Genomic DNA, 14,990 nt, shown 5'->3' on the forward strand with positions numbered 1-14,990 from the left:
CGAACCGCATTACGACCGACGTCCATCGGTCCCTGCACGCGTCGGGTGACACCATGAAGTTTGATTGTCGTCATGTGCGCGGTCGACATACCGTGAAGGATGGTCGCGCGATCCGCTTGGAAATGCCCTGCGCCATGCTGTTTCGGTGCGTCGACATGTCAACGGATTTTCACGTTTTGCAGTCACCTGTCGCGTCAGCATGTCTGGGCACGTCGCGCGTCTGCTATTAGGGGATGTCATGTCGAGCAAGCAACCCAGTTCGCCTTCGCGCCGCGACTTTCTGCGGCAATCACTGGTGGCGGTTCCAGCGGTCAGCCTGATGGGCACGGCAGCCATCGCGCAGACGCAGAGCGGCACCGCGGTAACACCTGCGGTCGCTGCCGGACCCAAGTACGCGCCGCGTTACTTCACCGCACCCGAGTGGGACTTCCTGGAGGCGGCGGTGGACCGCCTGATTCCTTCCAACGAGGATGGCCCCGGCGCCGTGGAAGCAGGTGTTCCCGAGTTCCTCGACCGCCAGATGGAAGCGGCCTATGGCCATGGTGGCCTCTGGTATATGCAGGGCCCCTTCGTTCCCGATTCGCCGCCAACGCTCGGGTATCAGTTGCGTTACACCCCGCGCGAGCTCTATCGCAAGGGCATCGCGGCTATCGATGACTGGTGCCAGAAGCAGCACAACCAGAAGTTCGCGGCACTGCCAGCCGATCAGCGCGACGCCATCTTGCACCAGTTGGAGAAGGGCGAGATCAAGCTGGATGACGTTCCCACTGCGGCGTTCTTCACTCAGCTGCTCACCAACACCAAGGAAGGCTACTTCGCCGACCCGATGTACGGTGGCAACAAGCAGATGGGTGCCTGGAAGATGATCGGCTTCCCCGGCGCACGCGCGGATTTCGCCGACTGGGTGGAACAGCCGGGCAAGGTGTATCCGTTCGGGCCGGTGTCGATCGAAGGGGCCAAGTCATGATCCGCATGAAACCGGTCGATATTGTCATCGTCGGCTTCGGCTGGACCGGCGCCATCATGGGCATCGAGTTGGCCGATACAGGGCTGAAGATCCTGGCGCTGGAACGTGGCGCTTATCGCGACACTTCGCCCGACTTCACCTATCCACACAACGCCGACGAACTCGCTTATGGCATTCGCGGCGAACTGTTTCAGCCGTTGGCGCGCGAAACCGTTACGGTTCGCCACGCGGTAAGTGATACGGCCGTGCCCTACCGTCAGTACGGCTCGTTTCTGTTCGGCAACAACGTGGGCGGCGCGGGTATTCACTGGAACGGTCAGCACTACCGGCCCTCGCCCGAAGACCTGGAGATCCACAGCCACATCAGCAAGCGCTACGGGCAGAAGTTCATGCCTGACGACATGCAGATCCAGGATTACGGCGTCGCCTACGACGAGCTGGAGCCGTACCTGGAGCAATTCGAATATCTGTGCGGTACCTCCGGCACGGCAGGCAACCTCAACGGCGACATCAAGCCGGGTGGCAATCCGTTCGAAGGTGCGCGCAAGAAGCCGTACCCCAACCCGGCCGTGGCCGACACCTACGGCGCGAAACTGTTCGCCGATGCGGCGCGCGCGGTCGGCTACCACCCGTTTCCGCAGCCCTCCGATAACGCCTCACGCCCGTATACCAATCCGCACGGCGTCCGGCTGGGGCCGTGCAACTTGTGCGGCTATTGTGAGCGCTTCGGTTGCTTCATGTATTCCAAGGCGTCGCCGCAGACGACCATTCTCCCGGTGCTGATGCGCAAGCCGAACTTCGAGCTGCGCACACACAGCCACGTCACCAAGATCAACCTCGATTCCAGCGGCAAGCGTGCCACGGGCGTCACCTATATCGACGCGCAGGGCCAACAGGTGGAACAGCCGGCGGATCTAGTGATCGTTTCGGCGTTCCAGATGCACAACGTGCGCCTGATGCTGCTCTCGGGTATCGGCACACCGTACGACCCAAGCACCGGCAAGGGTGTGATCGGCAAGAACTACGCGTACCAGATGATGAGCAGCATCGGCGTGTTCTTCGACAAGGACGTGGCGATCAACCCCTTCATCGGCGGCGGCTCGGGGGGCGTGCAGATCGTCGACGATTTCAACTCCGACCATTTCGACCACGGGCCGCACGGCTTCGTCGGTGGCGCTTACATCTATGGCGGACAGACCGGCGGCCGCCCGATCCAGCAATTGATCGTGCCGCCCGGCACGCCGTCCTGGGGCGCGGGATGGAAGAAGGCCGCCAAGGACAATTACCTGCACGCCACCACCGTGGCCACGCATGGTTCGGTGATGTCCTATCGCGATCGCTACCTGGATCTAGACCCGACCTACAAGGACGCTTTCGGCCTGCCGCTGCTGCGCATCACCTTCGACTGGCACGACAACGAATACAAGATGTCCCAGTTCGTGACGGAGCGCGCGCAGGAAATCGTCAAGCAGATGAACCCCAAGGCGACGTCGCTGACGCTGCGCAAACCGGGGGACCATTACGACATCCGGCAATACCAGACCACGCACACCACCGGCGGCGTGATCCAGGGAGCATCGCCCGACATCAGCGCACTCAACCGCTTTCAACAGAGTTGGGACGTGTCCAACGTGTTTGTCACCGGCGCATCGGCGTTCCCGCAGAACTTGGGCTACAACCCGACGGGCCTCATCGGCGGCCTCACCTATATGTCCGTCAAGGCCATTCGTGAGACCTACCTCAAGCAACCCGGTCCTCTGGTGCAGGCATGAACACCTTTGGCAAGCCTCGTCGTCGTAGCGGAAGCGGCCTGTTGCGCCTCATCGTCGTGCTTATCGTGCTGGTGGTGATCGCGTGGGCGGTCGCCATGCTGTTTCCTGGCGGTGGTGGCGATCCAGCCGCCAAGGCACCGGAGGCCACGCCTGACCAGATCAAGCAAGGCGAGTACCTTGCGCGCGTCGGTGATTGCGCAGCCTGCCATACCGCACCGGGCGGCCAGCCGTTCGCGGGCGGGCTGGCCATTGCCTCACCCATTGGCACCATCTACAGCAACAACATCACGCCCGATCCGGATACCGGCATCGGCAAGTTCACCTACGGGCAGTTCGAGCGCGCGGTGCGGCGCGGTATCGACGATGAGGGCCACACGCTGTATCCGGCCATGCCGTATCCCTCGTACGCGAAGGTCAACGACCAGGATATCCAGGCGCTGTACGCGTACTTCATGCACGGCGTGCAGCCGGTGAAACAGGAGAACAAAGCGGAAGGCATCGTGTGGCCGCTTTCCATGCGCTGGCCGCTCACTTACTGGCGCTGGTTCTTCGCGCCCAAGGTGACGCCGGTGGAGACGGCCGCCACAGGCGATGCCACGCTCGCGCGCGGCCAATACCTGGTGGAAGGCCTGGGCCATTGCGGCGCCTGCCACACGCCGCGTTCGTTCACCCTGCAAGAGAAGGCGCTGGGGCCCAACCAAGGCACGGCCTACCTGAGTGGTGGCGAGAGCGATAACTGGGTTGCACCCAGCTTGCGCGGCGAACTCGCCAGCGGCCTGGGCAGCGTGAGCGAAGAAGAGATCGGCGTGCTGCTCAAGAGCGGACGCTCGGAGCGCAGCGCTGTGTTCGGCGGCATGAGCGACGTGGTCGAGCACAGCACGCAGTACATGAGCGACCCGGACCTTGCCGCCATCGCGCACTTCCTCAAGTCACTGCCGCCCGCACGCGAGGAACAGGCGGTGACGTACAGCGATGCCACGCACACCGCACTGAGCAGCGGCAATGTGAGCGCCTCGGGCGCGCAGCTTTATGTGGACAACTGCGCCACCTGCCACCGCACGGATGGCCACGGCTATGGACAGGTGTACCCCGCACTAGCCGGCAACCCCGTGCTCAATGGTGAGAACGCGGGCTCAGCCGTTCGTCTGGTACTGCACGGCGGCACCATGCCGTCGGGCCGCGATGCTCCCACGCAGTTCACGATGCCTGCTTTCCGCGAACGCCTGAACAACCAGCAGATCGCCGACATCCTCAGCTTCGTGCGTTCGAGCTGGGGTAACCATGGCGGCGCGGTGTCCGCACAGGATGTGGCGCGACTGCGCGACCTCCCGCCCGCGGGGCAACCCTTGATGACAGGCTACGATCCACGCCAGCACGGATCGGATGCGCCCGGCCCCAATGCCGAGGATCAGGCCGGCACGCCGGTGACGAACAAGTAGGCCTTTCCGTGGCGACGCTCAGCGCTCCGCCACGGGTTCGTTACCGGCATCACTGCCCGACCATCCACCACCGAGCGCGCGAAACGTGGCGACAGCGGCGCGGGCATCGTCGGCGTGCACGCGTGCGAGCTGATCGCGCGAGGTGAGTAGCTGGCGATCTTCGTCCAGCACTTCGATCAGGCTGATGGCGCCGCCTTTGTAGGCATCCTGTGCGGCGGCACGTGCCACTTCGTGTGCCTTCACTTCATCGGTAAGGTCGCGGTGCTGCGCTTCCAGTTCGGCCAGCGAAACGATGGCGTTCTCCACGTCTTCGGTGGCGCGCAGCATGGACTGGCGATACAGCGCGAGCGCTTCGGCGTTGGCGCCCTTGGCCTGCGCTACCTCCGCGTCGACACGTCCAAAGTCGAACAAGCGCCAGTGCAGGCCGAGCACAGCCTGCGGCTGGAAGGCCTGCGAGGAAAACAGCGAACTACTGTGCAGGCTATCGAAGCCGAGCAGGCCGCCTAGCGATACCTTGGGGTAGTACTCGGCGACGGCGATGCCGATGCGCGCATTGGATGCGGCAAGACGGCGCTCGGCGGCGATCACATCGGGGCGACGGCGCAACAGCATCGCCGGACCACCGTCGGTGGTGATGGCGGGCACGCTATACGTTTGCGGGCTGTCCTTCAGTTCGATGGCATAGGTGCCGGGCGCGGCCCCCATCAGCACGTCGAGGCGATTGAGTTGCTGCGCCAGCGTGGTGCGCAATGGCGGCAATGTGGCCTTCGCCTGCAGGACCAGCGCCTGTGCCTGCGCTACTTCGCGCGAGGTGGCAAGACCGCCGGCCAGGCGCACCTTCACTAGCTCCAGCAACTGCGTTTCCGTGTCGAGCTGCTGTTGTGCGAGGCGGATGCGTTCCTGCGCGCCGCGCACCTGAAAATAGCTGTCGGCCGCTTCGGCGGCGACAGAGATGCGCACGCCATCCTGATTTGCCTCCGCCGCTTGCGCCTCGGCATCGGCGGCTTCCGCACCGCGATGCAGGCCGCCGGCGAGGTCCAATTCCCAGCTCGCGCCCACACCGATGTTCTCCAGCGTCTGTGTGCGTTTGTAGCCGGGATACTGGCTGGCGATCTCGCCCAGCGGGCTCTTGGTGGATTGGTATAGCTGCGTGACCTGCCCGTCGAGGCTGCCTTGCGGTGCGAGCTGCGCGCCTGCTTCGCGCGCGGCGGCGCGGGCTTGATCCACGCGCGCCATGGCGGCAGCGAGGTCGAGGTTCTGCGCCATGACGCGGCCGATGATGCGCGTGAGTTCGGGATCATCAAAACCCTGCCACCACACATCAAGCGTAGGCGCGACACGCACCGCCTCGCGCGCCTCCAACTGGGCGTGGCTTGCATACTGGGTGTTGGATTGGATGTCCGGGCGCACGTAGTCAGGGCCGACCGTACAGCCGGCCAGCCCCACCATCGCCGCGCCGATCGCCACCATGCGCAGGGTGAAACGACGCGACGATAAGCGTGACACGCCGACATGGGACGAAAGCGAAGTGTTCATCGTGATATCTCGAGAAGAGAAAGAGGTTCAGTGCGCATCCGCGGAGGGGGCGGCCGGCGGCGCCACTTTGCGCATCAGCGGCACCATGGCCGTGGCGATGACGAAGCACAGCCCGATGGCGAGAAACGCGTCGGCGTAGGACAAGGTCTGCGCCTCGCGATAGGCCAGTTGCCACAGTTGGTGCAACGATCCGTCAACGTCACCCTGCCCCAGCTCGGCCAGATGCGCGTTGGTTTGCGCCAGCCAGCCATTCATCGCTTCATTGCTGGTGTTGAGGTGTTCCGCCAACCGGTAGAAATGCAGGTTGGTGCGGTCGTTGAGGATGGTGGCGCATACGGCAATGCCGATGGCGCCACCCAGGTTGCGCATCAGGTTGAACAGGCCCGAGGCTAGCCTTAGCCGTGCGGGTGCGAGACTACCGAGCGTCAACGTGACGGCCGGCGGCACGGCGAGCTGTTGTGCCATGCCGCGCAAGGCTTGTGGCAGGAGCAGTTCATGCGCGCCCCAGTCGTGCGTGATGGGCGAGAAGTCCCACATCGACACCGCAAATAGCGCGAGCCCCACCATCATGATCCAGCGCAAGTCGTAGCGTCGTGCCAGGAACGCATACAAAGGAATGCTCAAGATCTGGAACACACCGGTGGAGAAGATCGCCTCGCCGATCTGCAGCGCGCTGTAACCGCGCACGCGTCCGAGGAACAGCGGCGTGAGATAGATGGTGGAAAACAGACCGATGCCGGTGACAAAGGAGAAGAACGAGCCGAGCGCAAAGTTGCGGTCGCGCAATGCACTCAGATCCACCACCGGGTGCTCGTACGTGAGGCTGCGCGCCACGAAAGCCACGCCCGCCAGGCCGGACACCCATGCATTGGCGAGGATGACCTGGTCGCTGAACCAGTTCCAGCGCGGACCCTCTTCCAGCGTGTATTCCAGGCAACCGAGGAAAAGGGCAAGCAACACCATGCCAAGGTAGTCGGCGTTGCGCAGCAGTGAGACATCCGGGCGATCGATGTTCACCAACATGGGCACGGCCACGGTGACGAAGATGCCGGGCACGAGGTTGATGAAGAACAGCCAGTGCCACGAGCTGTTGTCGGTGATCCAACCACCCAGCGTGGGCCCCAGCGTGGGTGCGAGCGAAGCGATGGCGCCGATGGTGGCCGCCGCAATCACGCGCTGCTTGTTATGGAAGAACACGAACGCGGTGGTGAATACGGTGGGGATCATCGAACCGCCGAGGAACCCTTGCAGCGCGCGGAACACGATCATGCTCTTGATGTCCCAGGCGACACCACACAGCATGCTGGTGATGGTGAAGCCTGCGGCGGAGGCGGCAAACAGCCAGCGTGTGGACATCACGCGCGACAGCCAACCGGAGAGCGGAATCACTACGATCTCGGCGATCAGGTAACTGGTTTGTACCCACGCCGTTTCATCCGTACCGGCGGACAGCCCACCGCCGATGTCGCGCAGCGACGCGGACACGATCTGGATGTCCAGCAATGCGATGAACATGCCTACGCACATGGTTGCGAAGGCGAAGATCTTCTGTGATGTACTCAAGGACGCCGGATCGATCGGCGCGGAGAACGGCATGCGGCCGGCGACGGCGTTCATGGCGTGCCTACGCCACCACGCGTGTCCACGTTTGCGATCACTGAAAGACCTGGGCGCAGCGTACCGAGTTGACCGTCCTTGTCATCCAGCACCACGCGCACCGGCACGCGCTGCACCACTTTGGTGAAGTTGCCGGTGGCGTTCTCGGGCGGCAACACGCTGAACTGCGCGCCGGTGGCAGGCGCGAGGCTGACCAGATGACCACGGAACACGCGTCCCGGCAGGACATCCGCGCGAATCTCGACCGACTGCCCGGCGTGCATGCGTGCGAGCTGGTCTTCCTTGAAGTTGGCGTCTACCCACAGGCCGCGGGCGGGCACCACCGACAACAGTTGCGTGCCGGCTGCCGCGTAGGCGCCCGTGCGGGCACGGCGATTGCCGACCACACCGTCGACCGGCGCGCGCAGCTCGGTGTATCCCTCATTGAGGCGGGCGATGTCCTGCTCGGCTTTGGCCTGTTGCAAGGCTGCCCTCGCCTGCTGCTTCTGCGATTCGATGACGTCGATCTGCCGCTGCGCGGCCACGAGTGCGGCCTGCGCCTTGTCTGATGTAGCGCGAGCCGTCTTGTAGGTCGCGTCCGCGCGCTGCGCGCTTTCGATGGAGACGGCGGAACGGCTGGAGAGATCGCGATAGCGTGCTTCGTCGTCACGCGAGCGTTGCGTTTCCGCGTCGGCTGCGCTGACACCTGCCTGCGCCTGGCGGATCACCGCCTCCTGCAGTTTCTCGTTCGCATCGAGGTTGGCGAGCAAGGCTTGCTGTGCTGCGACGGCGCCATCCGCTTTGGCCAGCGCGGCGCGATAATCGCCATCGTCGATCTTCACCAGCAGGTCGCCTGCGTGCACGCGTTGGTTGTCGGTCACTGCGACCTGGGCGATATAGCCCGGCACCTTGGGACCGATGACAGTGACGTCGCCACCGACATAGGCGTCGTCGGTGTTTTCGATGAAGCGGCCGACCGTCCACCAATGGGTGCCATAGACGACGCCAGCGATCAGCGCGATCCCGATGGCGAGGCGCAGGATGTGTTTCTTCCGCTGACGCGGAACAGGTTCGACTAGGGCGGGGCTATCCGCGCGCTCGGCAGCAGTAGCGGCATTCATGACGTTGACTCCGGAGGGGTGGGATCGGAAGGGACTGGGCGTGAATTTCTGAACGCGATGCGCGCCCGCATGCGCTCGTCGGCCGCCGGGCCGGCACGCATCTGGTGGCGTTCTCGCGTGATGGGTTCGCCCGTATGGCGATCGACGAACATCGGCTCGACCACCTGGCCGGTCTGCCGATCGACCAGTTCGATGGCGTGGCCCTCGGGCGAGAAGTGGCGGTTGCCCCAAGCCATCATCGCCAGCAGCACGGGGCGGAAATCGCGCCCGCACTCGGTGAGCACGTAATCGTGGCGCACCGGATGGTTGCTGTAGCGGCGGCGCTCGAGCATGCCCATTTCCACCAACAGCGCCAGACGGCGGCTGAGGATGTTGGGGGCAATCCCTAAGCTGGTCTGGAAATCGTCGAAGCGGGTCAGGCCGTAAAAGGCATCCCGCAGGATCAGCATGCTCCAGCCGTCACCGACCCGATCCAGGGCTTGGGCGATGGGGCACTGCATGTTCTTGAAACCAGTACGGCGCACGGTAGCGGCCCGTGTTACATTGAATGATGTACATCATATAAATCGTAACTTGCGGAATGCAAGTGACTTTTCGTGATGCCTGGGTGAAGCGGCATCCCGTGAAACCGCTTGCCGCCCGGCCTTGAAAGCGGGAGAAACGCCCTTTACATGATGCAAATCATATAAATAGACATCACCCACCCCCAGCCACCACTCGGACACCCTTCCATGAAAATCCAAGGCTCAACCGTTCTCGTCACCGGCGCCAATCGCGGCCTCGGCCTCGCCTTCGCCAAGGCACTGCTCGCCGCGGGCGCGCAGAAGGTCTATGCCGGCGCGCGCGATCCTTCCACCGTCACCCTGCCCGGCGTCGTACCGGTGAAACTCGACGTGACCAACCCCGAGGACGTTGCCGCCGCTGCGGCGATCGCCTCGGACGTGAACATCGTGATCAACAATGCGGGCATCAGCGGCGGCGCCCTGTTGCTCGATGCGAAGGACGGCCAGGAAAATCTCCGCCGCATCATGGAAACCAATCTCTATGGCATCCACGCGATGAGCGTTGCGTTCGCGCCCGTGCTGAAGAAGAACGGCGGCGGGGCGCTGGTCAATATGCTTTCCGCACTGAGCTGGCTGAGCCTGTCCAGCACGAGCGCCTACTCGGTATCCAAAGCGGCGGCGTGGGCGCTGACCAACAGCCTGCGCAACGAGCTGCGCGAACAGGGCACGCAGGTGCTGGGCATCCATGCCGGTTACATCGATACCGATATGGTCAGCCACGTCGATGCGCCCAAGACCAGCCCTGGCGACATCGCCCAACGCACACTGGAAGCACTGGAGCGTGGCGATTCGGAAGTACTTGCGGATGAAACTTCTCGACAGGTGAAGGCTGGCTTCAACGCCCCGCATCCGGCCTACCTCAGCACAACCTGATCATTGCCCTCGCGGACGAGCCCTAGAGCCTCGTCCGCGATGGACGGCCGGACGTCCGACCATTCGCCAACGAATGGCCGAAGGATCACGATTCGCTGCACTGCACTACTGGACGAAAAAGCCAGAGGGAGTCACCCTTACTGTCTCCCCAAGTGCAGGATCGTCCATGAGAACACCAGCCCGTGCCGCCCCGACCCTGCTTGCTGACCTCGGCGGCACCAATGTGCGATTTGCACTGGCAGACACGGGCCGCGCCAATCCGCTGATGGACGACAGCGTGCGCCGCTACCGGGTCAAGGACCACGCCTCACTGGCCGAAGCGATTCGCCAGTACTTCACCGACACCGGCCTCACCGCCTCGCGCGCCGTCATTGCTGCGGCGGGCCGCGTGAGCGAAGGGGAAACGGTCAAGGTCACCAATAACCCCTGGCAGGTTGCGGCGCATGCGCTGCAGGCCGAATTGGGCATGGAAGCGGTGCATCTGGTCAACGATTTTGCCGCGCAGGCCATGGCGGTGCCGCTGCATACGCAGGAACAACTCACTTCCGTGGGCACGCAGGCCATACCTGGCCTCGGCACGAGCGATACGCAGACCTTCGTGGTGGTCGGCCCCGGTACCGGCCTGGGCGTGGCCGGGCTGATGCGTCGCGAAGGCCGTTGGATTGTGCTGGAAACCGAAGGCGGCCACGCGGGCTTCGCCGCACATACGGCGGAAGATGTGGAGATCCTGCATCGACTCAACGCGCGTTTCGGTCGCGTGTCCAGCGAGCGCATGATCTGCGGCAATGGCTTGGTGAATCTTTACCTCGCGCTGGCCGACATTGCCGGCCAGCCCCCTGAGGAATACACCCCGGAAGACATCACCGCACGCGCTGAAGCGGGTACCGATGCGCTGTGTGTGCGCACGGTGGAAACGCTCGCCGGCATTTTCGGCAGCGTGGCTGGCGACTTGGTGCTGAGCCTTGGCGGCTGGGACGGCGTGTTCCTCACCGGCGGCATGCTGCCGATCCTGCTGCCGTGGTTGAAGCACGGCGGTTTCCGCGAACGCTTTGAAGCAAAGGGCCGGTTCCGCGAAACCATGGAACAGGTGCCCACCATCGCGATGATGCACCCGGATCCGGGCCTGCTCGGCGCCGCCGCTCTGGCCGTTCTCGACGCAGGCAAGCCGCTGGTGCCGAACGGCTGACGTCATCGCCAGCCGTCCGTTGCCGATTTATCGGTACTGACGCGTCACCAGCATCTTGCGATCACCATCGGCACGATCCACGAAGTAATCGAGCATGGCGATGCCGGTATGGTCGCTCGCCATGCCGGTCTGCTCGGCAAAGACGGCATGCGTCAAGCCCGACGACCCACAACTGCCCATGCCGCCGTGCACACCGAGCAAAGGCGTGCTCGAACTGCAGCCCTCATTGACGATGGCACCAACGAACCCTAGACGGCCCGTGGCTTCGTTCGCGCCACTGGCATTCGCACCAACGGCATTCGTGGCCATCACGGCCAGCGTTCCCATTGCAAACCAAAGACCGATGCGTTTCATGACGTTGCCCCTAGACAGTTGATCGGTACGTCTGGCGTACGTTCCACCGGGGGCTGGCGTGCGAGTCGCGTGCGGGCGAGCGGACACATGAAATGCGCCCGGCCCGGTCGTGGCTTTCACTCCTTGCCCCCTGGCTGGATGCGTCCGTTCGACGGAATCCACCTTAGGCAGCCAATTAAGAATTTTCTGTCATCCGAAACACGGGCCTACATCAGCGCGTGCGTTGCGTCACGCTTCTCAGGAAAGACAAATTCGGGTGCTACGCTGTAACGCCCACCCCACTCAAGCGAATCCGCCATGCCCCGCGCCGATACCGCCTTCCTGTTCGATCTCGACGGCACCCTCGTCGACAGCGTTTACCAGCACGTGCTGGCGTGGAAGGAAGCACTCGATCGCGAAGGCGTGGAGCTGTCCGTGTGGCGCATCCATCGCAAGATCGGCATGAGCGGCGGCCTGTTCGCCAACATCTTGTTGCGCGAGACCGGCCTGGAGATCACTGAGGAACGCCTGGCGCGCCTGCGCACATGGCACGCCGAGGCATACAACCGGCAGGCCACGCAGGGCTCCGTGCGCCCGCTGCCAGGCGCACGCGAACTGCTGGCTTTCCTGACCGACGCTGACATCCCGTGGGCTATCGCTACCAGTGGACGCATGCAGACGGCCGCGCACAACCTGGAAGCGCTCGGTGTCGATCCGTCAAAGGTGCCGGTGGTAACGCGCGATCAAGTGCGTCACGCCAAACCCGATCCAGATCTTTTCATCACGGCCGCACAACGACTGGGCGTGGACATCCACTACAGCCTCGTCATCGGCGACAGTATCTGGGACATGCTCGCCGCTCAGCGCGCACGTGCACTCGGCATCGGCCTGCTCTCCGGTGGCTATGGCCAGGAAGAACTGGAGGATGCCGGTGCGTTCCGCGTCTACGAGGATCCGGCCGACCTGCTCAAGCACATCGACGAAGTCGCCGCACGTAGCTGAGATCGATAAGCGAGTGCTACATCCAACGCACCTCGCTTAACTCGCTTCTCATATTTGCCGTCAGGCGGGATTCATCGCCGCGCTGACGGTAGCGGTTAGTCTCGAAGACCGATCAGGAATTTTGGAGGCCGCCATGCGCCGTTTCCTTGCCATGCTTCCTCTCGCGCTGCTCGCTGCGTGCTCGCCAGCCTCGCCGTCGCCCGACCAGAAGCCGCCGCAGCCAAAGGCGACGGCGACGGCGACGGCGCGGAGCACGCCAGACAACGCCGAACTCGGCTCACCGCTATGGTACGAATGGGTCGACGAGCGCCTGCACATCAGCGACGACGGCCACGGACCGGATCGCGGTTCCGCGGAATGGAACAGCGCTGTGCAACACAAGCTCGGACAGGAAGCGCCGCAGTCACAACCCGGCTCACCGCAGTGGCAGCAGGCGGTGGATGCGTTGTTGCGGACGCGTCCGGCGATGTGATCCGCCGTAGGTAAGCCGATCACGCCACAAACCCCATGGCCTGGCGGCGCATACCGGGTTTCATTTCGTGCTCGGCGCGAAGCCACTGCAGCAGATCCTGACGGCTACAGTCATCGCCTGCCTCCAGCCGGCGCTGCACAGCTGCGTAGTCACCTGGCGTCAGCTGATCCAATCGCGACAGACTTTGACGCAGCTCGTGATCAGTCAGATTGCTGCGTAGTGTATACCGCTGCGCGTACGCCTCGAACAGCGAAAGTCGTTGCCCCAGGTCCATGCAATCAAAACGCAACTTGAAGTCGAAACGCCGCAGTGAAGCTGCATCCATGCTTCCCAGAAGGTTGGTGGAGGCGATGAAGATTCCCTGGAACTCCTCCATCTGCGTGAGCAATTCATTGACCTGCGTAACCTCCCAGCTGCGCTGCGCACCTTCACGGTCACGCAGAAAGCTGTCGGCTTCGTCTAAGCACAGCACCGCCTGTTCGCGCTCGGCCTGCCGAAACATCGAAGCAATGCGCGCTTCGGTTTCTCCCACCCAGGGGCTGAGCAGATCTGAGGCACGACGCTTCACTAAAGGACGGCCGAGTCGGTCGGCGACATACGACGCAAGCGCCGTCTTGCCCGTACCCGGTGGTCCATACAGACACAGACGTGCGCTGGGCTGGCGTTCCAGCGATTGCATCACGCGTTCGACTGATTGATCCACGCGCAGCAACGATAGATCGAACGCCACCCGTCCGGATGAACGGCGTAGCGATGGCATGCCTCGTAATGAAAGCATCTCGTTCAGCGATCCCAGCAGCACCTGCTCCGCCGTTGCAGCGTCAGCCACCGGCAAGCGGCTGAGTATCTTTGCCGCACGCGCGTAGTGCGCCGGCGCAAAGGCTTCGCATGAGGCGATGTCATCAAACACGGCGGGCGCAATCGCGTGACCTTCACACAAGCGTGCCAACAGTTCGCGCCGCGCACGGCGGGGTGGCGGCGTAATCTCCATCGCCATGTCAAACCGGCGCCATTGTGAATCGTCCATGCAATCCGTGCGATTGCCGATCCAGATGCACGGCAACTTTGCCTCGTCCAGTTGGCGATTGATCCAGCTCTTGTGACTCACCGCGCTACCCTGACGGTTCGTGCTGTGGCGAAAGACATCCTCCACTTCATCGAACAACAGCATGGCGCGTGGATGAGAGGCAAGCGCGCGTTGCGCAGCTTCAAAAGCCTGCAAACGCTCGTGGCTTTCGATGGGCTCGCCCCATTGGTCGGCACTACGCACCAGATGAAGCTGCAGACCCAGCTCTTGGGCCAGCACGCGCGCGAGCTCGCTCTTGCCGGTACCCGGTGGGCCGTACAACAAGATATGTGCACCGCCGCCATCACGCACGACAGACCCAAGATAGTCGCGCAAGCGCGTCAGTTCGTTGCGCAGATGCGGATAACTGTCCAGCCCCAACGCGGTTGGCCCGGCCTGCTCGAACAGCCTGGCAAGGTAGAACGACGCATCTTGGGCGTCGTCTGCCACGAGTGACAGCAGCACATCATCTGCATCCAGCAGGTCGCAGGCATGCCCGTAGTTGCCCACGCTCAGAGTGAGCAGGCCACTGGAGAGCAATGGGCCGCGCCGATGCAGGCTGCGACGCAGTCGCGCCTCCGGCATGGCGAGCGCATCACTCAACATACGCAGCAAACCTGCACGCTGCCCGGAGTAGCGGTCGTTTGCCCGCGCCGCGTCCGACAAAAAGCGACCGTCACCCAGTTCGCAGATGAAGGCGAGCAGCTGTATGGCATCCCCATCCAACGCGAACGCCTTGGCGAGATCAGCATACAAAGGATGAGAGGACAGCTTGACCCTGCGTGCCGTAGGCAGGCTTGTGGCGAGCATGCGATCGAGCCTGGCGCGAACGGCCGCCACATCGTCCAACCCTTTACGCACACGCAACCGCGCCAACTGGCGCCTGACGTCATCCAGCGTTTCGTCGCTTACCGAGGCGACGTGAAGCCTAGCCCTGCACAAACGCAGCAGCCATACGCGCGCCCATACGGCACGCACATCGTATTTCTGTTTGTTCATTCCATCACCGGCGCGGAGGGCGCTCTGGAGAAAAGGTCACGTCAACGCAGCAGGACGATCCTGCG

The 14,990-nt window shown here is 63.5% G+C and carries 13 protein-coding genes; 7 read left to right on the plus strand and 6 right to left on the minus strand.

The window, feature by feature from the left end; translation table 11 throughout:
* Nucleotides 1-238 precede the first annotated feature (238 nt).
* The 3 genes from DyAD56_RS05905 to DyAD56_RS05915 are packed head-to-tail and all read left to right on the plus strand — an operon-like array spanning nt 239 to nt 4,178.
* On the plus strand, nt 239-967 hold the full coding sequence (locus DyAD56_RS05905) for a gluconate 2-dehydrogenase subunit 3 family protein (protein WP_102301829.1): 729 nt from the start codon (nt 239-241) through the stop codon (nt 965-967).
* Nucleotides 964-2,739 (plus strand): GMC family oxidoreductase, encoded by a 1,776-nt coding sequence (locus DyAD56_RS05910; RefSeq protein WP_102301830.1) that lies wholly within the window; start codon nt 964-966, stop codon nt 2,737-2,739. The genes DyAD56_RS05905 and DyAD56_RS05910 overlap by 4 nt, the downstream gene beginning before the upstream one ends.
* The gene (locus DyAD56_RS05915; protein WP_102301831.1) at nt 2,736-4,178 is read left to right on the plus strand and encodes a cytochrome c; all 1,443 of its coding nucleotides are present in this window, start codon (nt 2,736-2,738) and stop codon (nt 4,176-4,178) included. The genes DyAD56_RS05910 and DyAD56_RS05915 overlap by 4 nt, the downstream gene beginning before the upstream one ends.
* A gap of 18 nt (nt 4,179-4,196) precedes the next feature.
* On the opposite strand, the gene DyAD56_RS05920 is transcribed toward DyAD56_RS05915, so the two are convergent.
* Genes DyAD56_RS05920 through DyAD56_RS05935 form a run of 4 tightly spaced genes read right to left on the minus strand, consistent with a single transcriptional unit; the run spans nt 4,197 to nt 8,931 of the window.
* Nucleotides 4,197-5,714, minus strand: coding sequence for an efflux transporter outer membrane subunit (locus tag DyAD56_RS05920; protein WP_233202304.1), 1,518 nt, complete (start codon nt 5,712-5,714; stop codon nt 4,197-4,199).
* A gap of 27 nt (nt 5,715-5,741) precedes the next feature.
* Complete coding sequence (locus DyAD56_RS05925) at nt 5,742-7,331, minus strand: DHA2 family efflux MFS transporter permease subunit (RefSeq protein WP_102301832.1); 1,590 nt, start codon at nt 7,329-7,331, stop codon at nt 5,742-5,744.
* A complete protein-coding gene (locus DyAD56_RS05930) occupies nt 7,328-8,431 on the minus strand; it encodes an HlyD family secretion protein (protein WP_233202305.1) in 1,104 nt (367 codons plus the stop codon). The genes DyAD56_RS05925 and DyAD56_RS05930 overlap by 4 nt, the downstream gene beginning before the upstream one ends.
* Nucleotides 8,428-8,931: a helix-turn-helix domain-containing protein gene (locus DyAD56_RS05935; protein WP_255409205.1), complete on the minus strand. Its 504-nt coding sequence runs from the start codon at nt 8,929-8,931 to the stop codon at nt 8,428-8,430. Before DyAD56_RS05935 ends, DyAD56_RS05930 begins: the two co-directional genes overlap by 4 nt.
* A 231-nt stretch (nt 8,932-9,162) precedes the next feature.
* On the opposite strand from DyAD56_RS05935, the gene DyAD56_RS05940 reads away from it, so the two are divergent.
* Together DyAD56_RS05940 and glk are read left to right on the plus strand one after the other, a co-directional pair.
* Complete coding sequence (locus tag DyAD56_RS05940) at nt 9,163-9,867, plus strand: SDR family oxidoreductase (RefSeq protein ID WP_102301834.1); 705 nt, start codon at nt 9,163-9,165, stop codon at nt 9,865-9,867.
* A gap of 166 nt (nt 9,868-10,033) precedes the next feature.
* The gene (glk, locus tag DyAD56_RS05945; protein WP_102301835.1) at nt 10,034-11,053 is read left to right on the plus strand and encodes a glucokinase; all 1,020 of its coding nucleotides are present in this window, start codon (nt 10,034-10,036) and stop codon (nt 11,051-11,053) included.
* Nucleotides 11,054-11,080: 27 nt separating this feature from the next.
* Here the strand turns inward: glk and DyAD56_RS05950 are convergent, their stop codons facing one another.
* A complete protein-coding gene (locus DyAD56_RS05950) occupies nt 11,081-11,407 on the minus strand; it encodes a hypothetical protein (RefSeq protein ID WP_146010445.1) in 327 nt (108 codons plus the stop codon).
* A 297-nt stretch (nt 11,408-11,704) separates the two neighbouring features.
* Between DyAD56_RS05950 and DyAD56_RS05955 the strand changes: the two genes are divergently transcribed.
* Together DyAD56_RS05955 and DyAD56_RS05960 are read left to right on the plus strand one after the other, a co-directional pair.
* Complete coding sequence (locus DyAD56_RS05955) at nt 11,705-12,388, plus strand: HAD family hydrolase (RefSeq protein ID WP_102301837.1); 684 nt, start codon at nt 11,705-11,707, stop codon at nt 12,386-12,388.
* 133 nt (nt 12,389-12,521) lie between these two features.
* Nucleotides 12,522-12,860, plus strand: a complete 339-nt coding sequence (locus tag DyAD56_RS05960) for a hypothetical protein (protein WP_102301838.1) — start codon at nt 12,522-12,524, stop codon at nt 12,858-12,860.
* 19 nt (nt 12,861-12,879) lie between these two features.
* Here the strand turns inward: DyAD56_RS05960 and DyAD56_RS05965 are convergent, their stop codons facing one another.
* Nucleotides 12,880-14,925: an ATP-binding protein gene (locus DyAD56_RS05965; RefSeq protein ID WP_102301839.1), complete on the minus strand. Its 2,046-nt coding sequence runs from the start codon at nt 14,923-14,925 to the stop codon at nt 12,880-12,882.
* Nucleotides 14,926-14,990 lie beyond the last annotated feature (65 nt).

It is taken from the genome of Dyella sp. AD56 (assembly GCF_002878475.1).
Lineage (GTDB): Bacteria > Pseudomonadota > Gammaproteobacteria > Xanthomonadales > Rhodanobacteraceae > Dyella.

Coding starts and splice junctions, on each gene's coding strand:
- DyAD56_RS05960 (WP_102301838.1), top strand. CDS start 12,522: ATGCGCCGTTTCCTTGCCATGCTTCCTCTCGCGCTGCTCGCTGCGTGC.
- glk (WP_102301835.1), top strand. CDS start 10,034: ATGAGAACACCAGCCCGTGCCGCCCCGACCCTGCTTGCTGACCTCGGC.
- DyAD56_RS05910 (WP_102301830.1), top strand. CDS start 964: ATGATCCGCATGAAACCGGTCGATATTGTCATCGTCGGCTTCGGCTGG.
- DyAD56_RS05935 (WP_255409205.1), bottom strand. CDS start 8,931: ATGCAGTGCCCCATCGCCCAAGCCCTGGATCGGGTCGGTGACGGCTGG.
- DyAD56_RS05965 (WP_102301839.1), bottom strand. CDS start 14,925: ATGAACAAACAGAAATACGATGTGCGTGCCGTATGGGCGCGCGTATGG.
- DyAD56_RS05905 (WP_102301829.1), top strand. CDS start 239: ATGTCGAGCAAGCAACCCAGTTCGCCTTCGCGCCGCGACTTTCTGCGG.
- DyAD56_RS05950 (WP_146010445.1), bottom strand. CDS start 11,407: ATGAAACGCATCGGTCTTTGGTTTGCAATGGGAACGCTGGCCGTGATG.
- DyAD56_RS05955 (WP_102301837.1), top strand. CDS start 11,705: ATGCCCCGCGCCGATACCGCCTTCCTGTTCGATCTCGACGGCACCCTC.
- DyAD56_RS05925 (WP_102301832.1), bottom strand. CDS start 7,331: ATGAACGCCGTCGCCGGCCGCATGCCGTTCTCCGCGCCGATCGATCCG.
- DyAD56_RS05940 (WP_102301834.1), top strand. CDS start 9,163: ATGAAAATCCAAGGCTCAACCGTTCTCGTCACCGGCGCCAATCGCGGC.
- DyAD56_RS05915 (WP_102301831.1), top strand. CDS start 2,736: ATGAACACCTTTGGCAAGCCTCGTCGTCGTAGCGGAAGCGGCCTGTTG.
- DyAD56_RS05930 (WP_233202305.1), bottom strand. CDS start 8,431: ATGAATGCCGCTACTGCTGCCGAGCGCGCGGATAGCCCCGCCCTAGTC.
- DyAD56_RS05920 (WP_233202304.1), bottom strand. CDS start 5,714: ATGAACACTTCGCTTTCGTCCCATGTCGGCGTGTCACGCTTATCGTCG.